Origin of the sequence: Mesorhizobium sp. BR1-1-13, assembly GCF_020165515.1 — a bacterium.
In the GTDB taxonomy this organism is placed as follows: domain Bacteria; phylum Pseudomonadota; class Alphaproteobacteria; order Rhizobiales; family Rhizobiaceae; genus Mesorhizobium.
The window spans coordinates 54,480-74,526 of the sequence record NZ_JAIUIH010000019.1 but is presented as its reverse complement, the minus strand read 5'-3'; the positions used below and the strand labels follow the sequence as shown (position 1 = coordinate 74,526).

Genomic DNA, 20,047 nt, shown 5'->3' with positions numbered 1-20,047 from the left:
AAGGCGGGAGAGGCCAGGCACCGATGTTCATCCCGCTCTACGACACCAACAGGCTGCGGCACATCAGGCTGCAATATGTGACGATCGGCCTGATCCTGGCCAACGCGCTGGTCTATTGCGCCACCGCGCTCGGCGGCGAGAATTTCACCAATGCCGCCGTGCTCGGCCTCGGCTTCATCCCCTCCGTGGTGCATGACACGGCAGAGCTCGACCCGCGTTTTATCGTCATTCCCGAGAGCCTGAGCTATCTCACCTATTCCTTCCTGCATGCCGACATTTTCCACCTTGGCGGCAACATGCTCTTCCTGTGGGTGTTCGGCGACAACGTCGAGGACGCGCTCGGCCATATCCGCTATCTCATCTTCTACCTCCTGTGCGCCATCGCCGGAGCCGCCTTCCAGGGCCTCATCGCGTGGGACTCGCAGGTGCCGCTGATCGGCGCCTCCGGCGCCATCGCCGGCGTGGTCGTCGCCTACCTGATCCTCTATCCCAGGGTGAAGGTCTGGGTGCTGGCCTTTGCTCGCATTCCGCTGCGCATCCCGGCCTTCATCCCGCTCCTCCTGTGGGTGCTGTTCCAGATCGTCATGTTCGCCGCCGGTGGCGAGGACCAGATTTCCTGGGCCTGCCACGTAGGCGGCATCATCGCCGGCGCCGTGCTGGTGCTCGTGCTGCGCAGCCGCGGCGTGCCGCTTTTTGCGGGCGCGGACGAAGAGGTCGCACCGGCCGACCAGCCCGCCATCGCCGTCGATCCGGCCGTGAGCGAACCCATTGCGGCGCAGCCTGCGCGACGCTGGGGTCGGGGAAGTGTCCCCGGCCCCGACTGAACCGATTGAGTGAATTGCCCGATGCCCTGGCATATTGACGTGCGGGTTTGCCGCAACTACGGAAGCGTTTCCGCCCGCCTTAGGCGGTTGAAGAGCAGAATTTCCATCCGGAATGTCGGCTTTCGACAACTCTGACAGGGTTCACGCTGGTATAGCGCGCCCCAACTATCTCAAGAGAGGTGACAGGAAAATGAAGATCCTTGTGCCCGTGAAGCGGGTTGTGGATGCGAATGTGAAGGTTCGCGTCAAGGCTGACGGTTCGGCGGTGGAATTGGCCAACGTCAAGATGGCGATGAACCCGTTTGACGAGATCGCGGTCGAAGAGGCGATCCGACTCAAGGAAGCCGGCAAGGCCGAAGAGATCATCGTCGTGTCGATCGGCCCGCAGCAGGCGCAGGAGACGCTTCGCACCGCGCTCGCCATGGGCGCCGACCGCGCCATCCTGGTCAAGACCGACGAGCAGACCGAGCCGCTGGGCGTCGCCAAGGTGCTGAAGGGAGTGGTCGAGGCCGAGCAGCCCGGCCTGGTCATCCTCGGCAAGCAGGCGATCGACGATGATTCCAACCAGACCGGCCAGATGCTTGCAGCCCTTCTCGGCTGGGCGCAAGGCACGTTTGCTTCCAAGGTGGTGCTCGAGGGCGACAAGGCCAGGGTGACCCGCGAGGTCGACGGCGGCCTGCAGACGGTTGAGCTGAAGATGCCGGCGATCGTCACCGCCGACCTTCGCCTCAACCAGCCGCGCTACGCTTCGCTGCCCAACATCATGAAGGCCAAGAAGAAGCCGCTCGACGAGAAGAGCCCGGCCGACTACGGCGCCGATGTCAAGCCGCGGCTGAAGGTCATCAAGACCGAGGAGCCGGGCGGCCGCAAGGCGGGCGTCAAGGTCAAGAGCGTCGCCGAGTTGGTCGACAAGCTGAAGAACGAAGCCGGCGTGCTCTGAGATCGGAAGGAACAGATAAAATGACCATTCTCCTCATCGCCGAACACGACAACGCAACCCTTTCGGACCAGACCGGCAAGGCGCTGTCGGCCGCGCTGCAGATCGGTTCGGACGTGCATGTGCTGGTGGCCGGCAAGAGCGCCAAGGGCGCAGCCGACGCCGCCGCCAAGCTGAAGGGCGTGAGCAAGGTGCTGCTCGCCGAAGCCGACGAGCTTGCCGAGCGTCTCGCCGAGCCGACCGCGGCGCTCGTCGTGTCGCTGGCCGGCTCCTATGACACCATCGTCGCGCCGGCAACCTCGTCGGGCAAGAACGTCGCGCCGCGCGTGGCCGCTTTGCTCGACGTGGCGCAGGTCTCCGAGATCATCGAAGTGGTCTCGCCGGATACCTTCAAGCGGCCGATCTATGCCGGCAACGCCATCCAGACGGTACAGTCGACCGATGCCAAGAAGGTCATTACCGTGCGCACCGCCTCCTTCCAGGCGGCGCCCGAGGGCGGTTCGGCCGCTGTCGAAACCGTCGGCGCCGCGGCCAATCCGGGCCTCTCCTCCTTCATCGAGAACAGGCTGTCGGAGACCGATCGACCGGAACTGACCTCGGCCAAGATCATCATCTCGGGCGGCCGCGCGCTCGGCTCCTCGGAGAAGTTCCAGGAGGTCATCCTGCCCGTCGCCGACAAGCTCGGCGCTGCCGTCGGCGCATCCCGCGCTGCCGTCGATGCCGGTTATGCGCCGAATGACTGGCAGGTCGGCCAAACCGGCAAGGTCGTCGCCCCCGACCTCTACATCGCCGTCGGCATCTCCGGCGCCATCCAGCACCTTGCCGGCATGAAGGACTCGAAGGTCATCGTCGCCATCAACAAGGACGAGGAAGCGCCGATCTTCCAGGTCGCCGACTATGGCCTCGTCGGCGACCTCTTCGTCGTCCTGCCGGAGTTGCAGAAGGCGCTTTGACGCCCTGACGCAAAGCGTATTAAATTGTGAGGGGTGGGGTAGACGAAGTCGCCCCGCCCTTTTAGTTTGCACCGCACAAAAAGCAGGCCGCAAAGGTCTTTTTCGACGGGATCGGTGTAATGAGCAAGATCGAAACGATCGGCATCATCGGCGCGGGCCAGATGGGCGGCGGCATCGCCCATGTCTCCGCGCTTTCGGGCTACAAGGTGCTGATCTACGATATATCACCCGACCGTATCGAGAAGGGCATCGCCACCGTCAGCGGCAACATGGCCCGCCAGGTGGGGTCCGGCAAGCTCGACGAGAAGCTCCGCAACCAGGCGATGGCGCGCATCGCGGCGGCGCCATCCATGGCCGATCTCGCCGGTGCCGACCTGGTCATCGAGGCGGCGACCGAGGACGAGACGGTCAAGCGCAAGATCTACGCCCAGCTTTGTCCGCAGCTCAATCCCGAGGCCATACTGGCGACCAATACCTCGTCGATCTCGATCACGCGGCTAGCCGCGCAGACCGACCGCCCCGAGCGCTTCATCGGCATCCATTTCATGAACCCGGTTCCTCTGATGAAGCTGGTCGAACTGGTGCGCGGCATCGCCACCGAGGACCAGACCTTCGAGGCGGCGAAGACCTATGTGAAGCAGCTCGACAAGACGATCACGGTCTCGGAGGATTTTCCGGCCTTCATCGTCAACCGCATCCTTTTGCCGATGATCAACGAGGCGATTTACACGCTTTATGAAGGCGTCGGGACGGTCGATGCGATCGATACCGCCATGCGGCTCGGCGCCAACCATCCGATGGGGCCGCTGCAGCTGGCCGATTTCATCGGCCTGGACACCTGCCTATCGATCATGCAGGTGCTGCATGACGGCCTGTCGGACTCGAAATACCGCCCCTGCCCGTTGCTGGTCAAATATGTCGAGGCCGGCTGGCTCGGCCGCAAGACCGGTCGCGGCTTCTACGATTATCGCGGCGAGCACCCCGTTCCGACACGCTGACCCGCCAGGGTTGATCGCGGCCCGATCGCGGGGCTACGACGCGGCGGCCAGGGGCTTGGGCGTCTCGATTTCGACCCTGTCGTCCTTCGCATCGTTCTCCGGCGCCACGGACACGCATCCGCGACCCGCAGCCTTGGCCACGTAGCAGGCGGCGTCTGCCCTGGCGATGATCTCGTCGACCGCACCACAATCGGCGTTGATAGGAGCCAGTCCGATGCTGGCGCCGATCGAATGAGGACGGCCTTCCCACGTGAAATCGAGGCCCTGTATCGCATCGATGATGGATCGCGCCGCGATCCTGGCACCAGCGGCCGAGCCCGACTTCAGAAGGACCGCGAATTCGTCGCCGCCCAGACGCGCGACCATGTCCTGCGGACCAAGCACGCCACGCACGGCCTCGGCAACGCGCTTGAGCAATGCGTCTCCCGCCGCGTGGCCGCCTGTGTCGTTGACCAGTTTGAAATGATCCAGATCGATGAACATGAACTGATGTCCGATCCCATCCTTGCGGGCCTGATCGACCAAGTCTTCCATGGCGCGTATGAAACTCGCGCGATTGGCAAGGCCGGTCAGCGCATCATGCGCGGCGGCGTGGGCAAGCTGGCGCTGCAGCGCGCGCGCATCGGTGAAGTCCTGGAAGACGATGACCAGTCCGCAGAATTCGTTGCGCTCGTTCATGATCGGCGACACGACCTGCCGGATGCTGCAGCGCGTCTCGTCGCGCCGGATGAGGACCGCGCGGCTGTTCTGGTCGTCGGCTGCCTGGCCGCCGGTCGCAGGCCGCGCCACGCCGATCCTGTGGCCGGTCTCCTCGTCGACCGCCCAATAGACGTGGCCAAGCGTCTTGCCGAGGGCATCATTGCAGGAGACGCCGGTCAGCTTTTCGGCGACAGGATTCATGAAGGTGATGCGGTTCGCGGCATCGGTGCAGATGACGGCATCGCCGATCGACTGCAGCGTCACTTTGAGGCGCTCCTTTTCGTCGGCCAGCATGGCCGCCGACACGGCGAGACGCTCCTCCGCCTGCTTGCGCCGGGTGATGTCGGTCAGGCTGCCTATCGCCCTGATCAGCCGCCCCTCTTCGTCGCGCTCGATCGCCTTGCCGCGGTCGAGGAACCAAAGCCAGCGGCCATCCTTGTGGCGCATCCTGAATTCGGCCTCGAAGAACGGCGTGCGGCCTTCGAGATGGGCGCGGTCCGCCTCGGCCACGGCCTCGCGGTCGTCGGGATGTATCATCGCCAGCCAACGATCGGGGTCACCGTCAAGTTCGCCATCGTCGTAACCCAGCATCTTGACCCAGGTCGCCGAATAGGTGGTGCCGCCCTTGCGCATATCGAAGTCCCAGACGCCCTGGCCGGCGCCGGCCAATGCAAAATTCCAGCGCGTTTCGGCCTCTGCGATGCGCGCCTCTGCCTGCCTGCGCGCGTCGATGTCCTCTATCTGCGAGACGAGATACAGCGGCTGGCCGCTATTCCCGTCGCAAATGACAGAACCGGCCAGCCGGGCCCAGACGGGCGTGCCGTCCTTCTTGAGATAGCGCTTCTCGAAATGAAAGGAATCGATCTTGCCGGCCTTGAGGCCCTCCATCGTCTCCCGCCCGATCTGATGATCGTCGGGATGCGTGATCTGAATGAACGTCAGCGCCTCAATCTCTTCGCGGCTGTAGTCGAGCATGGCGGCGAAGACAGGGTTGGCCTCGAGAATGCGCCCGTCGAGGCCGACGATCGCGACGCCGATCGAGGAATCCTCCATGGCACGGCGGAAGCGCTGCTCGCTCTCGGCGATCTGACGGCGGTCCTTGCGGATGACGCGCGCGAACAGGCCGGCCAGGAGAAGTGCGCCAGCCGCCACACCGACCGACGCCTGCACACATAATTCGAGCGTCTCGGCGCCGGGGTTGAGTCGCGACAGCAGGACCGATACCGCAATCGCCGCTGTCCCGCCCACGAGCAAAGCCAACCCCGCATGTCTGTGCGGCGCCGGCCCGATGACCCTTCGTATTGCCACGATTTGTACCACCCCGTGGGCAATCGCATTTTCCGTGAAAATCCTGACGGATCGGTTTTAAGGAAAGGTTGCGTCGCGGGTATCGGGGATGTCGCCGGCCGGCAAACATTTGCCGGCATGATTAAGGATCGGTATGCGCGGAATGCAGGAGCGGGCGTCGCGCTACCAGCGCACGAAAAACCGGCCGCCGAGTGCGCCTAGCAGCGCCAGCGCAGCGATCGCGATCGTGTACCAGGTGGCGACGAAAAGTGGCGAATCATCAAAGCAATGCGCGGCATAGAAGGTCGCCGCCAGCCCGCCGGCGAGCAGGCCCGCGGCCGTGCCGGCCAGCACTGGCCGTGTCGGCGCGCCATAGCGCAGCATCCACAGGAAGATGGCCAGCGGGCCGATGCCGATCAGCGGGATGAGCCCCATGCAGACCATCATGTTGGAACCGACGAGCCGCCTGCCCCAGTCGGCCTCGGGCACGGCGTAAAGCTCCAGCACTACGGCCACCGCGACGAGCACGGGCGCAGCCGCCATCCAGGCCGCCGCCTTGCCTGTCGATGCTCCCGGTGTCGACAATGCCCTGACGAAGGCGAAGGCGCTGGCGGCGAGCACGACGGTGAACAGGAACTTCGAAAGAAAGCGCATCGTATGTGCGGCAGCCATGAAGTCGGGGCGCGGACCGATCGTCATCATGAAAACGGCACCCGCGATCACGGCGGCCACGCCGGCAGCCAACCACCAGGCCGAGCGCAGCGGCATCGCCTTGCTGCGGGCGTCGGCATCAAGCGCCTTGATGAGATCTTCGGTCCTCATGTCATTCCCGCCCAAACCGCCCCTGCCCGAACCGCTTGGCAATGGCTGCAAGTCCGCGATGCAGGGAAACCCGCACCGCTGTTTCGCTGATGCCGAACTTGGCTGCCGTGTCGCCGATCGAGCGCCCCTCCACCGACACGGACGACACCACCGAGCGCTGTGCCGGCGGCAGGCCGTCGAGCGCCCGGTTGATGTCGCGTTCGCTGACGGTTTCCGTTTCCGGCTCGGCGAAGGTTTCGGCAATATCGTCCACATCGATCTCGATGCGCCGTCCGCGCCGCCGGAATGCATCGATCAGCTTGAAGCGCGCGATGGCATAGACCCAGGGCAGCACAGGTGCGTCCTGACGCCAGGTGTGCCGTTTCACATGAATGGCCAGCAAGGTTTCCTGCACGACATCCTCGGGATCGACCCCGCCTTTGACGATCTTGCGCCTGGCAAAACCGCGAACCAAAGCGGCCGTCCGGTGCAGAAAGTCGGCATAGGCCCTTTCATCTCCCGCGATCGCGGCTCGCATCAGCCGGGAAAGCTCGGCCTCGTCCTTGCCGCTCACAAGAGTTCACTCCCCGATCTTCGCGCCTCGGCGCTGATTTGTTACGTGGCCGGCGAAATAATGTCCAAGGCAAACTACCGGCAAGTCACGAAAGATTGCGGACAAATGCGGGCTGGGCGCGCGACTCGTCGAAGGCGACCCCGAACCGTCGATCCCGCGATCCCGCGCGGCCATCACGCGGAATTGTCCGCCTGGCATAGGGCCTATGTCGTCAGCGGCCGATTGAAGCAGGCCAAAAATGTTGACTACACCTGTCATGTATCGGTAGGTGCTGCGTGCCAGTTCAACGAGATCGAGGACGATGCCCATGAAATACGCTCTTTCCACCCTTGCCGGCGCCGCGGCGGTGGCGGTCAGCCTGATCGCTGGCCAGGCGATGGCCGAGGATACAGGCATCATCGTCTACAATGCCCAGCACGAGAGCCTCGCCAAGGAATGGGCCGACGGCTTCACCAAGGAAACCGGCATCAAGGTCACGTTGCGCAATGGCGGCGATAGCGATTTCTCCAACCAGATCGTCGCGGAGGGTACCGCCTCGCCCGCCGACGTGTTCCTGACCGAGAATTCGCCGGCCATGGTGCTGGTCGAGAATGCCGGCCTGTTCGCGCCGGTCGATGCGGACACGCTGGCGCAGGTTCCACAGGATTATCAGGCAGCGAGCGGCAAATGGGTTGGCGTTGCCGCGCGCAGCACCGTCTTTGCCTACAATACCACCAAGCTCAAGGCCGACCAGTTGCCCAAGTCGCTGCTCGACCTTGCTGATCCGAGCTGGAAAGGCCGCTGGGCCGCCTCGCCGTCGGGCGCTGATTTCCAGGCGATCGTCAGCGCGCTGCTGCAGCTCAAGGACGAAGCCGCGACGGCGGACTGGCTGAAGGCGATGAAGGAGAATTTCACCGCCTACAAGGGCAACAGCACCGTGATGAAGGCGGTCAACGCCGGTGAGATCGAAGGCGGCGTGATCTATCACTACTACTACTTCGGCGATCAGGCCAAGACCGGCGAAAACAGCAAGAACGTTGCGCTGCATTATTTCAAGAACCAGGATCCGGGCGCCTTCGTCTCGACCTCCGGTGGCGGCGTGCTGGCTTCGAGCAAGCATCCGAAGGAAGCCCAGGCCTTCCTGAAGTGGGTGACCGGCAAGGGCGGCCAGGACGTGCTGAAGAACGGAACGTCCTTCGAATACGCGGTCGGCAAGGGCGCGGAGTCCAATCCGAAGCTGGTGCCGCTGGCCGACCTGCAGGCGCCGAAGATCGATGCCGCGACGCTGAACTCCAAGAAGGCCACCGACCTGATGACGGCGGCCGGCTTGCTTTAGTTGCCGTTCGTCCTAATAAGGACACCGGCCGTGCTCCCGCGGGAATTCCGCGGGAGCGTTTTGTTTTTTCGAGATGGCATTCGTCGATGACGACACGCTGTATTCCCGACCATGATCGTGGTCTTTCGATTGCCGCCGCCAGGCGGCAAGGGCGCGAAGTCTGAGCCGATGCAGTTCGCGGCCGACATCGCAAGCCCGGACCTGCCGCCGAGGACGCGCCGCAGGGCACGCCGGCGCGCTGCGTCATGGATCGTTGCCGCCGCGATCTTCGTTTCGCTGTTGGCGCTGCTGCCGCTTGCCTTCATCGTCTGGGTCGCCGTGCAGACCGGCTGGGAAACCGTCTCGGCGCTGGTGTTCCGGCCGCGTGTCGGCGAGCTTCTGGCCAACACCGTCCTGCTTGTCGCGCTCGCCGTGCCGATCGCCATCATCCTGTCCGTGACCCTGGCCTGGCTGACCGAGCGCAGCGACCTGTCCGGCGCACGGTTGTGGGCTTGGTTATGCGTGGCGCCGCTCGCCATTCCCGCCTTCGTGCACAGCTATGCCTGGATCACCATGGTGCCCGGGCTGCATGGCTTGTGGGCCGGCGTCCTGATTTCCGTCATCGCCTATTTCCCGTTTCTCTATCTGCCGATATCGGCGGCCTTGCGCCGGCTCGATCCGGCGCTCGAAGACGCCGCGGCCGCACTCGGCCTTGGTCCCTGGCGCGTGTTCTGGCGTGTCGTGCTGCCGCAGCTCAGGCTTGCCATTTGTGGCGGCGCATTGCTGGTCGGCCTGCACCTGTTGGCCGAATACGGCCTTTACGTCTTCATCCGCTTCGACACCTTCACAACGGCGATCGTCGACCAGTTCCAGTCGACCTTCAACGGGCCGGCCGCGAACATGCTGGCCGGCGTGCTGGTGAGCTGCTGCTTCGTCCTGCTCGGGCTGGAGGTGCTGGTGCGGGGCGAGGAGCGCTATGCCCGCGTCGGTTCGGGCGCGGCGCGCCATCAACCGCGCGCGCCGCTCGGCCGGGCGACCGTGCCTTGCCTGCTGCTGCTTGCCGCCACAACGCTTTTGGCGCTCGGCGTGCCGTTCGTCACCATCGGCCGCTGGCTTGCCGCCGGCGGCGCCGAGGTCTGGCGGCTCGACGAGATCGGCCTGGCGCTCGGCCAGACGCTGTTTCTGGCGCTCGCCGGCGCGCTGCTCGCCACCGTCGCCGCAATGCCGATGGCCTGGATCTCGATCCGCGCGCCGGGGCCTTTGCAGCGCTTGCTGGAGGGCTGCAACTACATCGTCGGATCGCTGCCCGGGGTCGTGATCGCGCTGGCGCTGGTCACCATCACCGTTCGCATCGCGCTGCCGCTCTACCAGACCCTGTTCACCATCCTGGTTGCCTATGCCTTGATGTTCCTGCCCCGCGCCCTGATCAGCCTGCGGGCGTCGATCGCGCAGGCGCCGGTGGAGCTCGAGCTCGCCGCATCCAGCCTCGGGCGGCCGCCGCTCCATGCATTGTGGTCGACGACGATCCGCCTGTCGGCGCCGGGTGCCGCCGCCGGCATGGCGCTGGTGGGGCTCGGCATCATGAACGAGCTGACTGCGACCCAGATGCTGGCGCCGAACGGCACCCGCACGCTGGCGATGGCGTTCTGGTCCTACAGCGGCGAGATCGACTACGCGTCGGCCGCACCCTATGCCTTCATCATGGTGGCGATGTCGCTGCCCCTGACCTGGCTGCTCTATGCCCAGTCGAAACGGATGGCAGGACGATGAGCTTTCTCGAAATCAGTGGCCTGCACAAGCATTACGGCCCGGTCGCGGCGCTTGCCGGCATCGATCTCGACGTTGCCAGCGGCAGCCGCACGGCCATCGTCGGGCCGTCCGGCTGCGGCAAGACCACTTTGCTGCGGCTGATCGCCGGTTTCGAGGCGCCCGACCAGGGCAGCATTGTGCTTGACGGAAAGATGCTGGCCGACAGCGGCGGCGCCATTCCGGCGCACCGCCGCGGTATCGGCCTGGTTGCACAGGACGGCGCCCTGTTTCCGCACCTGACGATTGGCGACAATATCGGGTTCGGGATGGACCGCCGGCTGTACAAACGCTCAGAGCGCATCGTCGAGCTCGCCTATATCGTTGGGCTGGACAAGGCGATCCTGAAGCGCCGGCCACACGAACTCTCCGGCGGCCAGCAGCAACGCGTGGCGCTCGCCCGCGCCATGGCGATGAAGCCACGGCTGATGCTGCTCGATGAACCGTTCTCGGCGCTCGACACCGGCCTGCGCGCCTCGATGCGCAAGGCCGTGGCGGAACTGCTCGAAGCCGCCGGCATAACCACCATCCTGGTGACGCACGACCAGGCCGAGGCGCTGTCCTTTGCCAGCCAGGTCGCGGTGATGCGCGATGGCCGGTTCTCGCAGGTCGGCACGCCGCGCGAACTTTATCTCAAGCCGAAGGACAGGATGATCGCCGAGTTCCTTGGCGACGCCATCATCCTGCCGGCGAAGATAGCGGGCGGTTTCGCCACATCGCCGCTTGGCCGCATCGCCGTCGATACGTCGGACAGCCGCGATGTCGCCCGCATCATGTTGCGGCCGGAGCAGATCGGGCTCAAGCGGACATCGCGCGAGGGCATGTCGGGCACACCGGACATGCTGTTTGGCGAGGTAACGGAATCCGAATTCGCCGGCTCGACCTGCACGGTCGCGGTGCGATTGCTCAACAGCCCAGACCCGCCGGACGCCGCCGCCATCGGCAGCACGCCGCTGATCCTGCGCAAGTCCGGCATGGACGCGCCGGCGGTTGGTGAGATCGTCCGGCTGACCGTGTCGGGACAGGCGCATGTGTTCGCGTGACCGGCCGACGGTCCGCACCCCGCTGATCAGCATGCAAGATCGGCGTCAGTCGACCCTCTTTGCAGCCTGATCGAACCAGTGAAGTTTCTCGGCCTTGATCACGACACGCAACTGGTCGCCGGGCTTGGCTGTTGCGCGCGCGGCCACACGCACGACGATGCGGTCGCCGCCTGCCGCACAGTGAAGAAAGCTGTCGGCTCCCACCGGCTCGACCGCCTCCACCATTGTCGGCAGCGCGAGCGCGCCGGACGGTGCCTCGGCCGCCAAGGCGACATCGGCATCCTCGGGACGGAAGCCGAGCGTGACGGCATTCGCAGGCGCAAAGTCGATCGTCTTGCTGCCGGTCAGCGCCAGACCCGAAAGGGACAGAAGATTCATCGGCGGTGCGCCGATGAAAGAGGCGACGAAGGTCGAGGCCGGCTTTTCGTAAATGTCGAGTGGCGCGCCCATCTGCTCGACCAATCCGCCATTCATGACGACGAGGATATCGGCCAACGTCATCGCTTCCAGTTGGTCATGGGTGACGTAGACCGAGGTGACACCGAGCGAGCGCTGCAAATTCTTGATTTCGACCCGCATCTGGCCGCGCAGCTTGGCATCGAGGTTGGAGAGTGGCTCGTCGAACAGGAAGACTTTCGGATTGCGCACGATGGCGCGGCCCATGGCGACGCGCTGGCGCTGACCGCCGGAAAGCTCGCGCGGGCGCCGGTCAAGCAGCGCGGAAAGCTCCAGCACCTTGGCGGTCGAACGAACCCTGCTGTCGATCTCGTCCTTGGGCGTACCGCGATTGCGTAGCCCGTAAGCCATGTTGTCGTAGACTTTCATATGCGGATAGAGCGCATAGTTTTGGAACACCATGGCGATGTCGCGCTCGGTCGGGCCAATCGTGTTGACAATCTTGCCGTCGATAGCGACCGTGCCGGAAGATATGGTCTCCAACCCGGCGATCATCCTCAAAAGCGTGGACTTGCCGCAGCCGGACGGCCCAACCAGCACACAGAGTTCCTTGTCGGGAATGGCAATGGAGACACCCTTCACGGCTTCGACGCCGCCGGCGTAGATCTTCTTCACGTCCCTCAGATCGACCGTCGCCATCGACTTCTCACTTTTCGGTGTCGACCAGTCCGCGCACGAACCAGCGCTGCATCAGCACCACGACCAGGATTGGCGGCAAGATTGCCAGGATCGCCGTGACCATGACCAAGTGCCATTGGGTGTCGGCATCGGCGAAGGAGACCATCTTCTTCAGTGCGATGACGATGGTGCTCATATCGTTGCTGTTGGTGACCAGCAGCGGCCACAGATACTGCGTCCAGCCGTAGATGAAAAGGATGACGAACAGCGCCGCGATATTGGTGCGCGACAATGGCAACAGGATATCGAAGAAGAAGCGCCATGGGCCAGCGCCGTCGACGCGCGCCGCCTCGACCAACTCGCCCGGGATGGTCATGAAGAACTGGCGGAACAACAGCGTTGCGGTGGCCGAGGCGATCAGCGGGATGATCAGTCCGGCATAAGTGTCGACCATGCCGAGATCGACCATTACCTTGTAGGTCGGCAGGATGCGCACCTCGACGGGAAGCATCAGGGTGATGAAGATCAGCCAGAAGAAAGTCATGCGCAGCGGAAAACGGAAGAAGACGATCGCGTAGGCCGACAGGATCGAGATGAATATCTTTCCGACCGCGACGCCGAGCGCCATGATCGTGGAGTTGAGGAGCAGCCTGCCGACGCCGAGCCCGCCGATGCGGCCGACGCCGCCGAACAGCGCCTCGCCGTAGTTGTTCCAGAACTCGCTGCCCGGCCGGAAAGGCAGTGGCGGCCTGAGGATGGTTTGCAGCGTCTGCGTGGAGGCAACGAACGTGTAGTAGATCGGAAAGGCGACGATCAGTATGCCGAGGATGAGCACGGCATGTGCAAGGAAAATGCGAAACGGGGACCGACCGATCATCGCGCTCCTCAGCCGTAATGCACCTTGCGTTCCACGTAGCGGAACTGGATGGCGGTGAGCGCGATGACGATGACCATCAGGATGACCGACTGCGCCGCCGAATCGCCGAGGATCAGATTGACGAAGCCGTCATTGTAGACCTTGTAGACCAGTGTCTCGGTGGCCTTGCCCGGCCCGCCGCCGGTGACGGCGTGGACGATGCCGAACGTGTCGAACAGGGCATAGACGGTGTTGACGACCAAAAGGAAAAACGTCGTCGGTGCCAAAAGCGGGAAGACGATGGTCCAGAAGCGCTTGGTTTCGCCGGCGCCGTCGATCGCCGCCGCCTCGATCAGCGTTTTCGGCACCGCCTGCAGCCCGGCGACGAAGAACAGGAAATTATAGCTGATCTGCTTCCAGGCGGCCGCCGCCACCAGAAGGATCATGGCGTCAGTGCCGTTGAGCAGCGGATCCCAGCCGACGCCGAAACGTCTCAGCAGATAGGACAGCGACCCGATCGACGGGTTGAACAGGAACAGCCACAGCATGCCGGCGATCGCCGGCGCCACCGCGTAGGGCCAGATCATCAGCGTGCGATAGAGGCCTTTGCCGCGCACCACCTTTTCCGCCATGACGGCAAGGAGCAGCGCCACGCCCATGGCAACGATCACGGTCGCAAGCGAAAACACCACTGTGACCTTGATCGAGTTGAGATAGGCCGGATCGGCAAGCACCTTGCGGAAATTGGCAAACCAGACGAACCTGCTCCTCAGCCCGAACGGATCCTGCCGCAGCATCGACTGGTAGAGCGCCTGCCCGGCCGGCCAATAGAAGAACACCAGCGTGATGGCAAGTTGCGGCGCCACCAGGAGGTAGGGCAAGACCTTGTTGGGAAAGACGACGCGCGGGGTCAATGCGCCGCTCCAGCATGGAAATAGTCAACCGAACGGCATTCTACGACGCCCTCCTCGGTCCAGCCGGACATCTCCCCGTCTTGGAAGAAGATTGGCAGTTCCTGCGACGGCTGCCATTCAGCCTTGGCAATTTCCGAAACCGGTCGCGACAGCCGATCTCCCCCCTTGAGGGGGAGATGCCCAGCAGGGCGGAAGGGGGCCTCGTGGAGCAAGGATTATAACTCTATACGCCCGCCCGCGCCCTAATTCCCCAGCGCTTCCTTGATCGCCGCGTTACCACGCGTGACCGCATTGTCGAGCGCCTGCTGGGCGGTTTCCTGGCCGGCAAGCATCTTTTCGAACTCCTCGTTCTGGATGTCGCGCACCTGCGGCAGGTTCGGCAACCGCACGCCCTTCGAATTGTCGGTCGGCGCCTTGCCCGTCATCTGCAGGATCGGCGTCTCGCGACCGGGATTCTTGTCGTAGAAGCCGGACTTTTTCGTCGCCTCATAGGCGGCGAGCGTCACCGGCAGATATCCCGATTTCTGGTGCAGATATTCCTGCACATCGGTCTTGGACAGATAGGCGAAGAAGGCCGCGACGCCCTTGTATTCCTCGTCGGACTTGCCGCCGAAGACCCAAAGGCTGGCGCCGCCCGGCGTCGTGTTCTGCGGTGCGCCCTTGGCGTCGCTGTCATAGGGCAACTGGCCGATGCCGTAGTTCATGCCCGACTTGACGATGTCGCCCAGCCCGCCCGAGGATTCGGTGAAGATGCCGCATTCGCCGGCGAGGAATATCTGCTTGGCTTCGGAGGTGCGCCCGCCATATTTGAAGGTGCCGTCCTTGGCCAGATCCGCGAGCGCCTGGAAATGTTTGACGAAGATCGGCGCGTTGATCTTGAGTTCGACATCACCGCCGGCCAGGCCATTCTGCTGCGTGGCCCAAGGCACATCGTTCCACGCCGCGAAGTTTTCCAGGTGAATCCAGGTCAGCCAGGTCGAGGTGTAGCCGCAAGCGGCGGCGCCGCTCGCCTTGATCTTTTTGGCATCCTCCCACACCTCGTTCCAGGTCTTGGGCGGGTTGTTCACGTCGAGACCCGCCTTCTGGAAGATGTCCTTGTTGTAGTAGAGGATCGGCGAGGAGGAGTTGTAGGGGAAGGACAGCATGGTGCCGTCCGGCGTCGAATAATAACCGACGATGCCTGGCAGATACTGGCTCTTGTCAAAGTTCATCCCGGCGCCGGTCAGCACCTCGGCCACTGGCTTGATCGCGTCCCGGGCCGCCATCATCACGCCGGTGCCGACATCGAACACCTGGATGATGTCGGGCGCCTGGCCGGCACGGTAGGCGGCGATGCCGGCATTCAGCGTTTCGGGATAGGTGCCCTTGAAAACCGGAACGATCTGATAGTCGCCCTGGCTGGCGTTGAAATCCTTGGAAATCTTGTCGACGACCTCTGCGTTGGCGCCGGTCATGGCGTGCCACCAGCTGATCTGCGTGACGGCGAAGGCGGAGGTTGTGGAAAGCAGGGTCACGGCGACACCGGCTGCGAAGCCAAAGAACTTCATGTTTCGTCTCCCGTTTTCATTGCTTGTCATTGGCGAAAGGGGCACTCCCGCAATGGCACTATGTGTCGTTCGCGCGCAGCGGACAACGGTTTTGTTGCGGGCAAGCGCACTTCACTTCCGGCTAAAGTAGCGTGGACCTCCGGATAGAAGTGACCGGAAAGGATTGCATAGCGGCTTGCTGTTTGAATTGGTGTACCAGGGACCTGCGTCGAGACGGTCAGCGACCTCACCGACGGACGGTGTCTAACAGCGCATGACAACACTGACATGACAACGCTGAAAAAGGCGTCGGTTTAAAGCTCGGTCGATGCGTTGGAAAATTCCCGTCCCGTGCTCAGCCCGACGGGTTGAGCGCGGCCTCGACAAGCCGCTTGGCGTCCGGCCCCGACCACTCGGCCGGGCCGTTCATATGGGCGATCAGGCAGCCTTCGCCGTCGATCAGCATGGTGACGGGCAGGCCGAGCGCCAGGCCGCGCGTCTTCAAGTCGTTGAACAGCGCCATCGTCGAATCCCGGTAATAGCCGAGCGCCTCGACGCCGGTATCCCTAAGGAACTTCTTCGGCTTCACATCGTCGCCGGCATCGACATTGACGGCGACGACCTGGAACGCATCGCTGCCCTTTTCCTTCTGCAAGGCGTCCAGCGCCGGCATTTCGGCGCGGCATGGCGCGCACCATGTCGCCCACAGATTGAGCAGCACCGTCCTGCCGGCATGGTCGGCGATGGTCATCGGCTTGCCGTCCGGGCCGTTGAAGGCGAGGCCCTTCATCGATTGCGGCGGATCGGCGGGCAAGAGGGCCGCGACCTCGCCGGTGGCGGCAGCGGCGATCTTCTTGGCGCGTTCGCTCTTGGCGGCGCAGGCGACATCGTCGTTGCTGTCGCCCACGGCGACTTGCGGCGCGGCGTTGTTGCCAGACCGGCTCTCGCTGACATATACCGCGACCGCGCCGGCCAGCGCTCCCGCCACCAGGGCGGCGAGGATCAGGCGCGGGGCCGGGAAAAATCTGTTTCCGTCTGCCATTTTCTCAAAACTGCTCCGAAGCACGGGTTTTATAGCCATGAGCGACAAGAAGACCAGCAACCAGATGTGGGGCGGACGATTTGCCTCGGGTCCGGCCGCGATCATGGAAGCGATCAACGCGTCGATCTCGTTCGACCGCAAACTCTACGCGCAGGACATCAGAGGTTCGATCGCCCATAGCGCGATGCTGGCGCAAACGGGCATTATTTCGGCGGCCGATCAAGAAAAAATCGCTCACGGCCTGAACACGATCCTGAAAGAGATCGAGACGGGCACGTTTGAATTCTCGACCAGGCTGGAAGACATCCACATGAATGTCGAGGCCCGCCTCGCCGAGCTGATCGGTCCGGCCGCCGGCCGGCTGCACACGGCCCGCTCTCGCAACGACCAAGTTGCAGTGGACCTCCGGCTCTGGGTCAAGGACGAGTGCTTTCGCGTCGCCGAGGCCTTGAAGGGCCTGATCGGTGCGTTGCTGGAGCGGGCCGAGCAGCACGCCGCGACGGTGATGCCGGGCTTCACTCATATGCAGGCGGCGCAGCCGGTGACATTCGGCCATCATTGCATGGCCTATGTCGAGATGTTTTCGCGCGATCTGTCGCGGGTGCGCGACGCCATCGAACGCATGGACGAAAGCCCGCTGGGTGCGGCCGCCCTTGCCGGCACCAGCTTTCCGATCGACCGCCACCGGACCGCCACGGCGCTCGGGTTCCGCGAGCCGATGCGCAATTCGCTGGACAGCGTCTCGGATCGCGATTTCGCGCTGGAATTCCTGGGGCTGGCGGCGATCTGCGCTACGCATCTGTCGCGGCTGGCGGAAGAAATCATCATCTGGTCGACCCCGCAATTCGGCTTCATCAGGCTGTCGGACAGCTTCTCCACCGGCTCCTCGATCATGCCGCAGAAGAAGAACCCCGACGCCGCCGAACTGGTGCGCGGCAAGACCGGGCGCGTCACCGGCCATCTGGTCGGCCTGCTGACGGTGATGAAGGGCATGCCTTTGACCTATGGCAAGGACATGCAGGAAGACAAGGAATCGGTGTTCGATGCCGCCGAGACGCTCGACCTGATGCTGGCGGCTATTACCGGCATGGTCTCCGACATGACGGTGAACGCGGCGGTGATGAAGAAGGCCGCCGGCTCCGGCCACGCAACCGCGACCGACCTTGCCGACTGGCTGGTGCGCACGCTCGGCCTGCCTTTCCGGGAAGCGCATCATGTCACGGGACGGGCGGTGGCGCTGGCCGAAGAGAAGAAGCTGAGCCTGGAGAAGCTTGCGCTGGAAGACTTGCAGTCGATCCATCCCGGCATCACGAAGGACATCTTTTCGGTGCTGGCCGTGCAGAACTCGGTGAAGAGCCGCACCTCCTTCGGCGGCACCGCACCGTCGGAGGTCAGGAAGCAGATCCGCTACTGGAAAAAGCGGCTGGCCAAGGCGTGACGCCACCTATTGCGTCCGGCAATATCCAGGATATTGCAACGGCAATATCCGGGGTGCAATGCGCCGAGAACTCGGCTAAAAGCAGCGGCGGAAAAAAAATCGGACGGATGGATCGATGACCGGAAGCAGGATTTTGGTGACATTGACGCTGCTTGCGGCGCTTGCCGCCGTTACGGCTTGCGGCAGAAGGTCCGGTCTCGATACGCCTTACGAGGCGGCCGTGCAGGCGCGCAAGGACGCCGAGAAGGCCCACCAACCTGTGCCGCCGGAACCGGAAAAACCGGTCGCGGACAAGAAGTTCATTCTCGACCCGCTGCTCTAGAGCCGGTGAGAGCGGTTTAGACTGCTAAAACCGCTCCTACCCCTGCTCCAACTTTTCGGAACCACTCTCGTGAATCATTTCGACTACCGCGACGGCGTGCTTCATGCCGAAGACGTGGCGATATCGGATATCGCCGCAACCGTCGGCACGCCGTTCTACTGCTATTCGACGGCCACGCTGACCAGGCACTACCGCGTCTTCGCTCAGGCCTTTGCCGGGCTCGATGCACTGGTCTGCTACGCCATGAAGGCGAATTCCAATCAGGCGGTGCTGAGGACCTTGGCCAGGCTCGGCGCTGGAGCCGACGTGGTGTCGGAAGGCGAGTTGCGGCGCGCATTGGCAGCCGGCATCCCGGCCAGCAAGATCCTGTTCTCCGGCGTCGGCAAGACCGCGCGTGAAATGGACTTTGCGCTGGCAGCCGGCATCCTGTGCTTCAACGTCGAATCCGAGCCCGAACTCGAGCTGCTCTCGTCGCGCGCCGTTGCCCTGGGCAAGGTGGCGCCGGTCTCGCTGCGCATCAATCCGGATGTCGACGCCAGGACGCACAAGAAGATCTCGACAGGCAAAGCCGAGAACAAGTTCGGCATCCCATGGCAGAAGGCGCGTCAGGTCTATGCGCGCGCGGCCGAATTGCCGGGCATCAAGGTCACCGGCATCGACACCCATATCGGCAGCCAGATCACCGAGTTGCAACCCTTCGACGATGCCTTCGCGCTTTTGGTGGAACTGGTCGGCGCGCTGCGCGCCGACGGCCATGCCATCGAGCATGTCGATCTCGGCGGCGGTCTCGGCATTCCCTACCGCGTCGACAACAACCCGCCACCGCTCCCCGACGCCTATGCGCAGATTGTCCGCAAGCACGTCACCAAGCTCGGCTTGAAGGTGATGTTCGAGCCGGGCCGGCTGATCGTTGGCAATGCCGGTATCCTCGTCTCGCAAGTGATCTTCGCGAAAGAAGGCGATGCCAAGAATTTCCTCGTCGTTGACGCCGCCATGAACGACCTGATCCGGCCGACGCTCTACGACGCTTTTCACGACATAAGACCGGTGGTGCTGCCGCCCGCCGACGCGCCGCGCATGACGGTCGATATCGTCGGCCCGGTCTGCGAGACCGGGGACTATCTCGGCCTCGACCGCGACCTGCCAAGGCTCAAGTCCGGCGACCTGGTCGCCATCGCCACCGCTGGCGCCTATGGCGCGGTGCAGGCGGGCACCTACAACACCCGCCTGCTGGTACCGGAGGTGCTGGTCGACGGCGATCGTTTCCACGTCGTGCGCCCGCGCCAGACCTATGACGAACTGATCGGCCTGGATTCGATGCCCGACTGGCTTGCATAGAAGCCGCCGACGGCGGCCCTATAGCCGGTTCTGAATGAGTGCTCTTGTCTCCGCGATCTTGTCCTCGTCGCGGCGGTAGAAGGTCCATTGCTTGATGCGCTTGGTCCGCAACAGCCCTGCCTGGGTGAGCACACGCATATGCTCGGAGAGCGTCGCTTGCGTAATGCCGAGCTTTTCAGCGATCAGCAGTGCACAAACACCGTCCTCGACCAGATCGCCATCCGCCTGGGCTGGGAAATGCGCGCGCGGATCCTTCAGCCAATCGAGGATCCGCAGCCTTCGTTCGTTGGCGATCGCCTTGAACACATCAACTTCTTGCAT

Annotated in this window: 20 protein-coding genes; 10 read left to right on the top strand and 10 right to left on the bottom strand. The window is 63.8% G+C overall.

Annotated elements, in window-relative coordinates:
- The first annotated feature begins 23 nt into the window (after positions 1-23).
- The 4 genes from LB533_RS28835 to LB533_RS28820 all read left to right on the top strand — a co-directional run bounded on the left by LB533_RS28835 (position 24) and on the right by LB533_RS28820 (position 3,712).
- Positions 24-824 carry a rhomboid family intramembrane serine protease gene (locus LB533_RS28835; protein ID WP_140640288.1) on the top strand — a complete coding sequence of 267 codons (801 nt, stop codon included), beginning with the start codon at positions 24-26 and terminating at the stop codon, positions 822-824.
- A gap of 190 nt (positions 825-1,014) precedes the next feature.
- Entirely contained in the window at positions 1,015-1,764 is a 750-nt protein-coding gene (locus LB533_RS28830; RefSeq protein ID WP_140640286.1) for an electron transfer flavoprotein subunit beta/FixA family protein, read from the top strand.
- 20 nt (positions 1,765-1,784) lie between these two features.
- Entirely contained in the window at positions 1,785-2,714 is a 930-nt protein-coding gene (locus LB533_RS28825) for an electron transfer flavoprotein subunit alpha/FixB family protein (RefSeq protein ID WP_140640284.1), read from the top strand.
- A gap of 119 nt (positions 2,715-2,833) precedes the next feature.
- Complete coding sequence (locus LB533_RS28820) at positions 2,834-3,712, top strand: 3-hydroxybutyryl-CoA dehydrogenase (protein WP_140500869.1); 879 nt, start codon at positions 2,834-2,836, stop codon at positions 3,710-3,712.
- Positions 3,713-3,745: 33 nt separating this feature from the next.
- On the opposite strand, the gene LB533_RS28815 is transcribed toward LB533_RS28820, so the two are convergent.
- The 4 genes from LB533_RS28815 to LB533_RS28800 form a co-directional block, all read right to left on the bottom strand.
- Positions 3,746-5,671, bottom strand: a complete 1,926-nt coding sequence (locus tag LB533_RS28815) for a PAS domain S-box protein (RefSeq protein ID WP_224557549.1) — start codon at positions 5,669-5,671, stop codon at positions 3,746-3,748.
- Positions 5,672-5,881: 210 nt separating this feature from the next.
- A complete protein-coding gene (locus LB533_RS28810; RefSeq protein WP_140640280.1) occupies positions 5,882-6,520 on the bottom strand; it encodes an NrsF family protein in 639 nt (212 codons plus the stop codon).
- A gap of 1 nt (position 6,521) precedes the next feature.
- Positions 6,522-7,073, bottom strand: coding sequence for a sigma-70 family RNA polymerase sigma factor (locus LB533_RS28805; protein ID WP_140513867.1), 552 nt, complete (start codon positions 7,071-7,073; stop codon positions 6,522-6,524).
- Between the two features lie 6 nt (positions 7,074-7,079).
- Positions 7,080-7,382 carry a hypothetical protein gene (locus LB533_RS28800; protein ID WP_140640278.1) on the bottom strand — a complete coding sequence of 101 codons (303 nt, stop codon included), beginning with the start codon at positions 7,380-7,382 and terminating at the stop codon, positions 7,080-7,082.
- On the opposite strand from LB533_RS28800, the gene LB533_RS28795 reads away from it, so the two are divergent.
- The 3 genes from LB533_RS28795 to LB533_RS28785 all read left to right on the top strand — a co-directional run bounded on the left by LB533_RS28795 (position 7,381) and on the right by LB533_RS28785 (position 11,216).
- Positions 7,381-8,388, top strand: coding sequence for an iron ABC transporter substrate-binding protein (locus tag LB533_RS28795; protein WP_224678780.1), 1,008 nt, complete (start codon positions 7,381-7,383; stop codon positions 8,386-8,388). The genes LB533_RS28800 and LB533_RS28795 overlap by 2 nt on opposite strands.
- A gap of 168 nt (positions 8,389-8,556) precedes the next feature.
- Positions 8,557-10,137 (top strand): ABC transporter permease, encoded by a 1,581-nt coding sequence (locus LB533_RS28790; RefSeq protein ID WP_181169391.1) that lies wholly within the window; start codon positions 8,557-8,559, stop codon positions 10,135-10,137.
- Positions 10,134-11,216 carry an ABC transporter ATP-binding protein gene (locus LB533_RS28785; RefSeq protein ID WP_140640274.1) on the top strand — a complete coding sequence of 361 codons (1,083 nt, stop codon included), beginning with the start codon at positions 10,134-10,136 and terminating at the stop codon, positions 11,214-11,216. The genes LB533_RS28790 and LB533_RS28785 overlap by 4 nt, the downstream gene beginning before the upstream one ends.
- Positions 11,217-11,261: 45 nt before the next feature.
- Here the strand turns inward: LB533_RS28785 and LB533_RS28780 are convergent, their stop codons facing one another.
- The 5 genes from LB533_RS28780 to tlpA all read right to left on the bottom strand — a co-directional run bounded on the left by LB533_RS28780 (position 11,262) and on the right by tlpA (position 16,628).
- Positions 11,262-12,311 carry a sn-glycerol-3-phosphate import ATP-binding protein UgpC gene (locus tag LB533_RS28780; protein ID WP_224678779.1) on the bottom strand — a complete coding sequence of 350 codons (1,050 nt, stop codon included), beginning with the start codon at positions 12,309-12,311 and terminating at the stop codon, positions 11,262-11,264.
- Positions 12,312-12,318: 7 nt separating this feature from the next.
- Positions 12,319-13,167 (bottom strand): sn-glycerol-3-phosphate ABC transporter permease UgpE, encoded by an 849-nt coding sequence (gene ugpE / locus LB533_RS28775; RefSeq protein ID WP_224678778.1) that lies wholly within the window; start codon positions 13,165-13,167, stop codon positions 12,319-12,321.
- Positions 13,168-13,175: 8 nt separating this feature from the next.
- A complete protein-coding gene (gene ugpA, locus LB533_RS28770; RefSeq protein ID WP_140640268.1) occupies positions 13,176-14,060 on the bottom strand; it encodes a sn-glycerol-3-phosphate ABC transporter permease UgpA in 885 nt (294 codons plus the stop codon).
- A 242-nt stretch (positions 14,061-14,302) separates the two neighbouring features.
- Positions 14,303-15,607 (bottom strand): sn-glycerol-3-phosphate ABC transporter substrate-binding protein UgpB, encoded by a 1,305-nt coding sequence (gene ugpB / locus LB533_RS28765; protein ID WP_140553261.1) that lies wholly within the window; start codon positions 15,605-15,607, stop codon positions 14,303-14,305.
- Between the two features lie 334 nt (positions 15,608-15,941).
- Positions 15,942-16,628: a thiol:disulfide interchange protein TlpA gene (gene tlpA, locus LB533_RS28760; RefSeq protein WP_224678777.1), complete on the bottom strand. Its 687-nt coding sequence runs from the start codon at positions 16,626-16,628 to the stop codon at positions 15,942-15,944.
- A 37-nt stretch (positions 16,629-16,665) separates the two neighbouring features.
- Between tlpA and argH the strand changes: the two genes are divergently transcribed.
- From argH to lysA, 3 genes are all read left to right on the top strand, one after another.
- Complete coding sequence (argH, locus tag LB533_RS28755) at positions 16,666-18,066, top strand: argininosuccinate lyase (protein WP_224678776.1); 1,401 nt, start codon at positions 16,666-16,668, stop codon at positions 18,064-18,066.
- Positions 18,067-18,181: 115 nt separating this feature from the next.
- Positions 18,182-18,388 carry a lipoprotein gene (locus LB533_RS28750; protein WP_140525432.1) on the top strand — a complete coding sequence of 69 codons (207 nt, stop codon included), beginning with the start codon at positions 18,182-18,184 and terminating at the stop codon, positions 18,386-18,388.
- 69 nt (positions 18,389-18,457) lie between these two features.
- Positions 18,458-19,726 (top strand): diaminopimelate decarboxylase, encoded by a 1,269-nt coding sequence (lysA, locus tag LB533_RS28745; protein ID WP_224678775.1) that lies wholly within the window; start codon positions 18,458-18,460, stop codon positions 19,724-19,726.
- Positions 19,727-19,744: 18 nt separating this feature from the next.
- Here the strand turns inward: lysA and LB533_RS28740 are convergent, their stop codons facing one another.
- The gene (locus LB533_RS28740) at positions 19,745-20,047 is read right to left on the bottom strand and encodes an ArsR/SmtB family transcription factor (RefSeq protein ID WP_224678774.1); all 303 of its coding nucleotides are present in this window, start codon (positions 20,045-20,047) and stop codon (positions 19,745-19,747) included.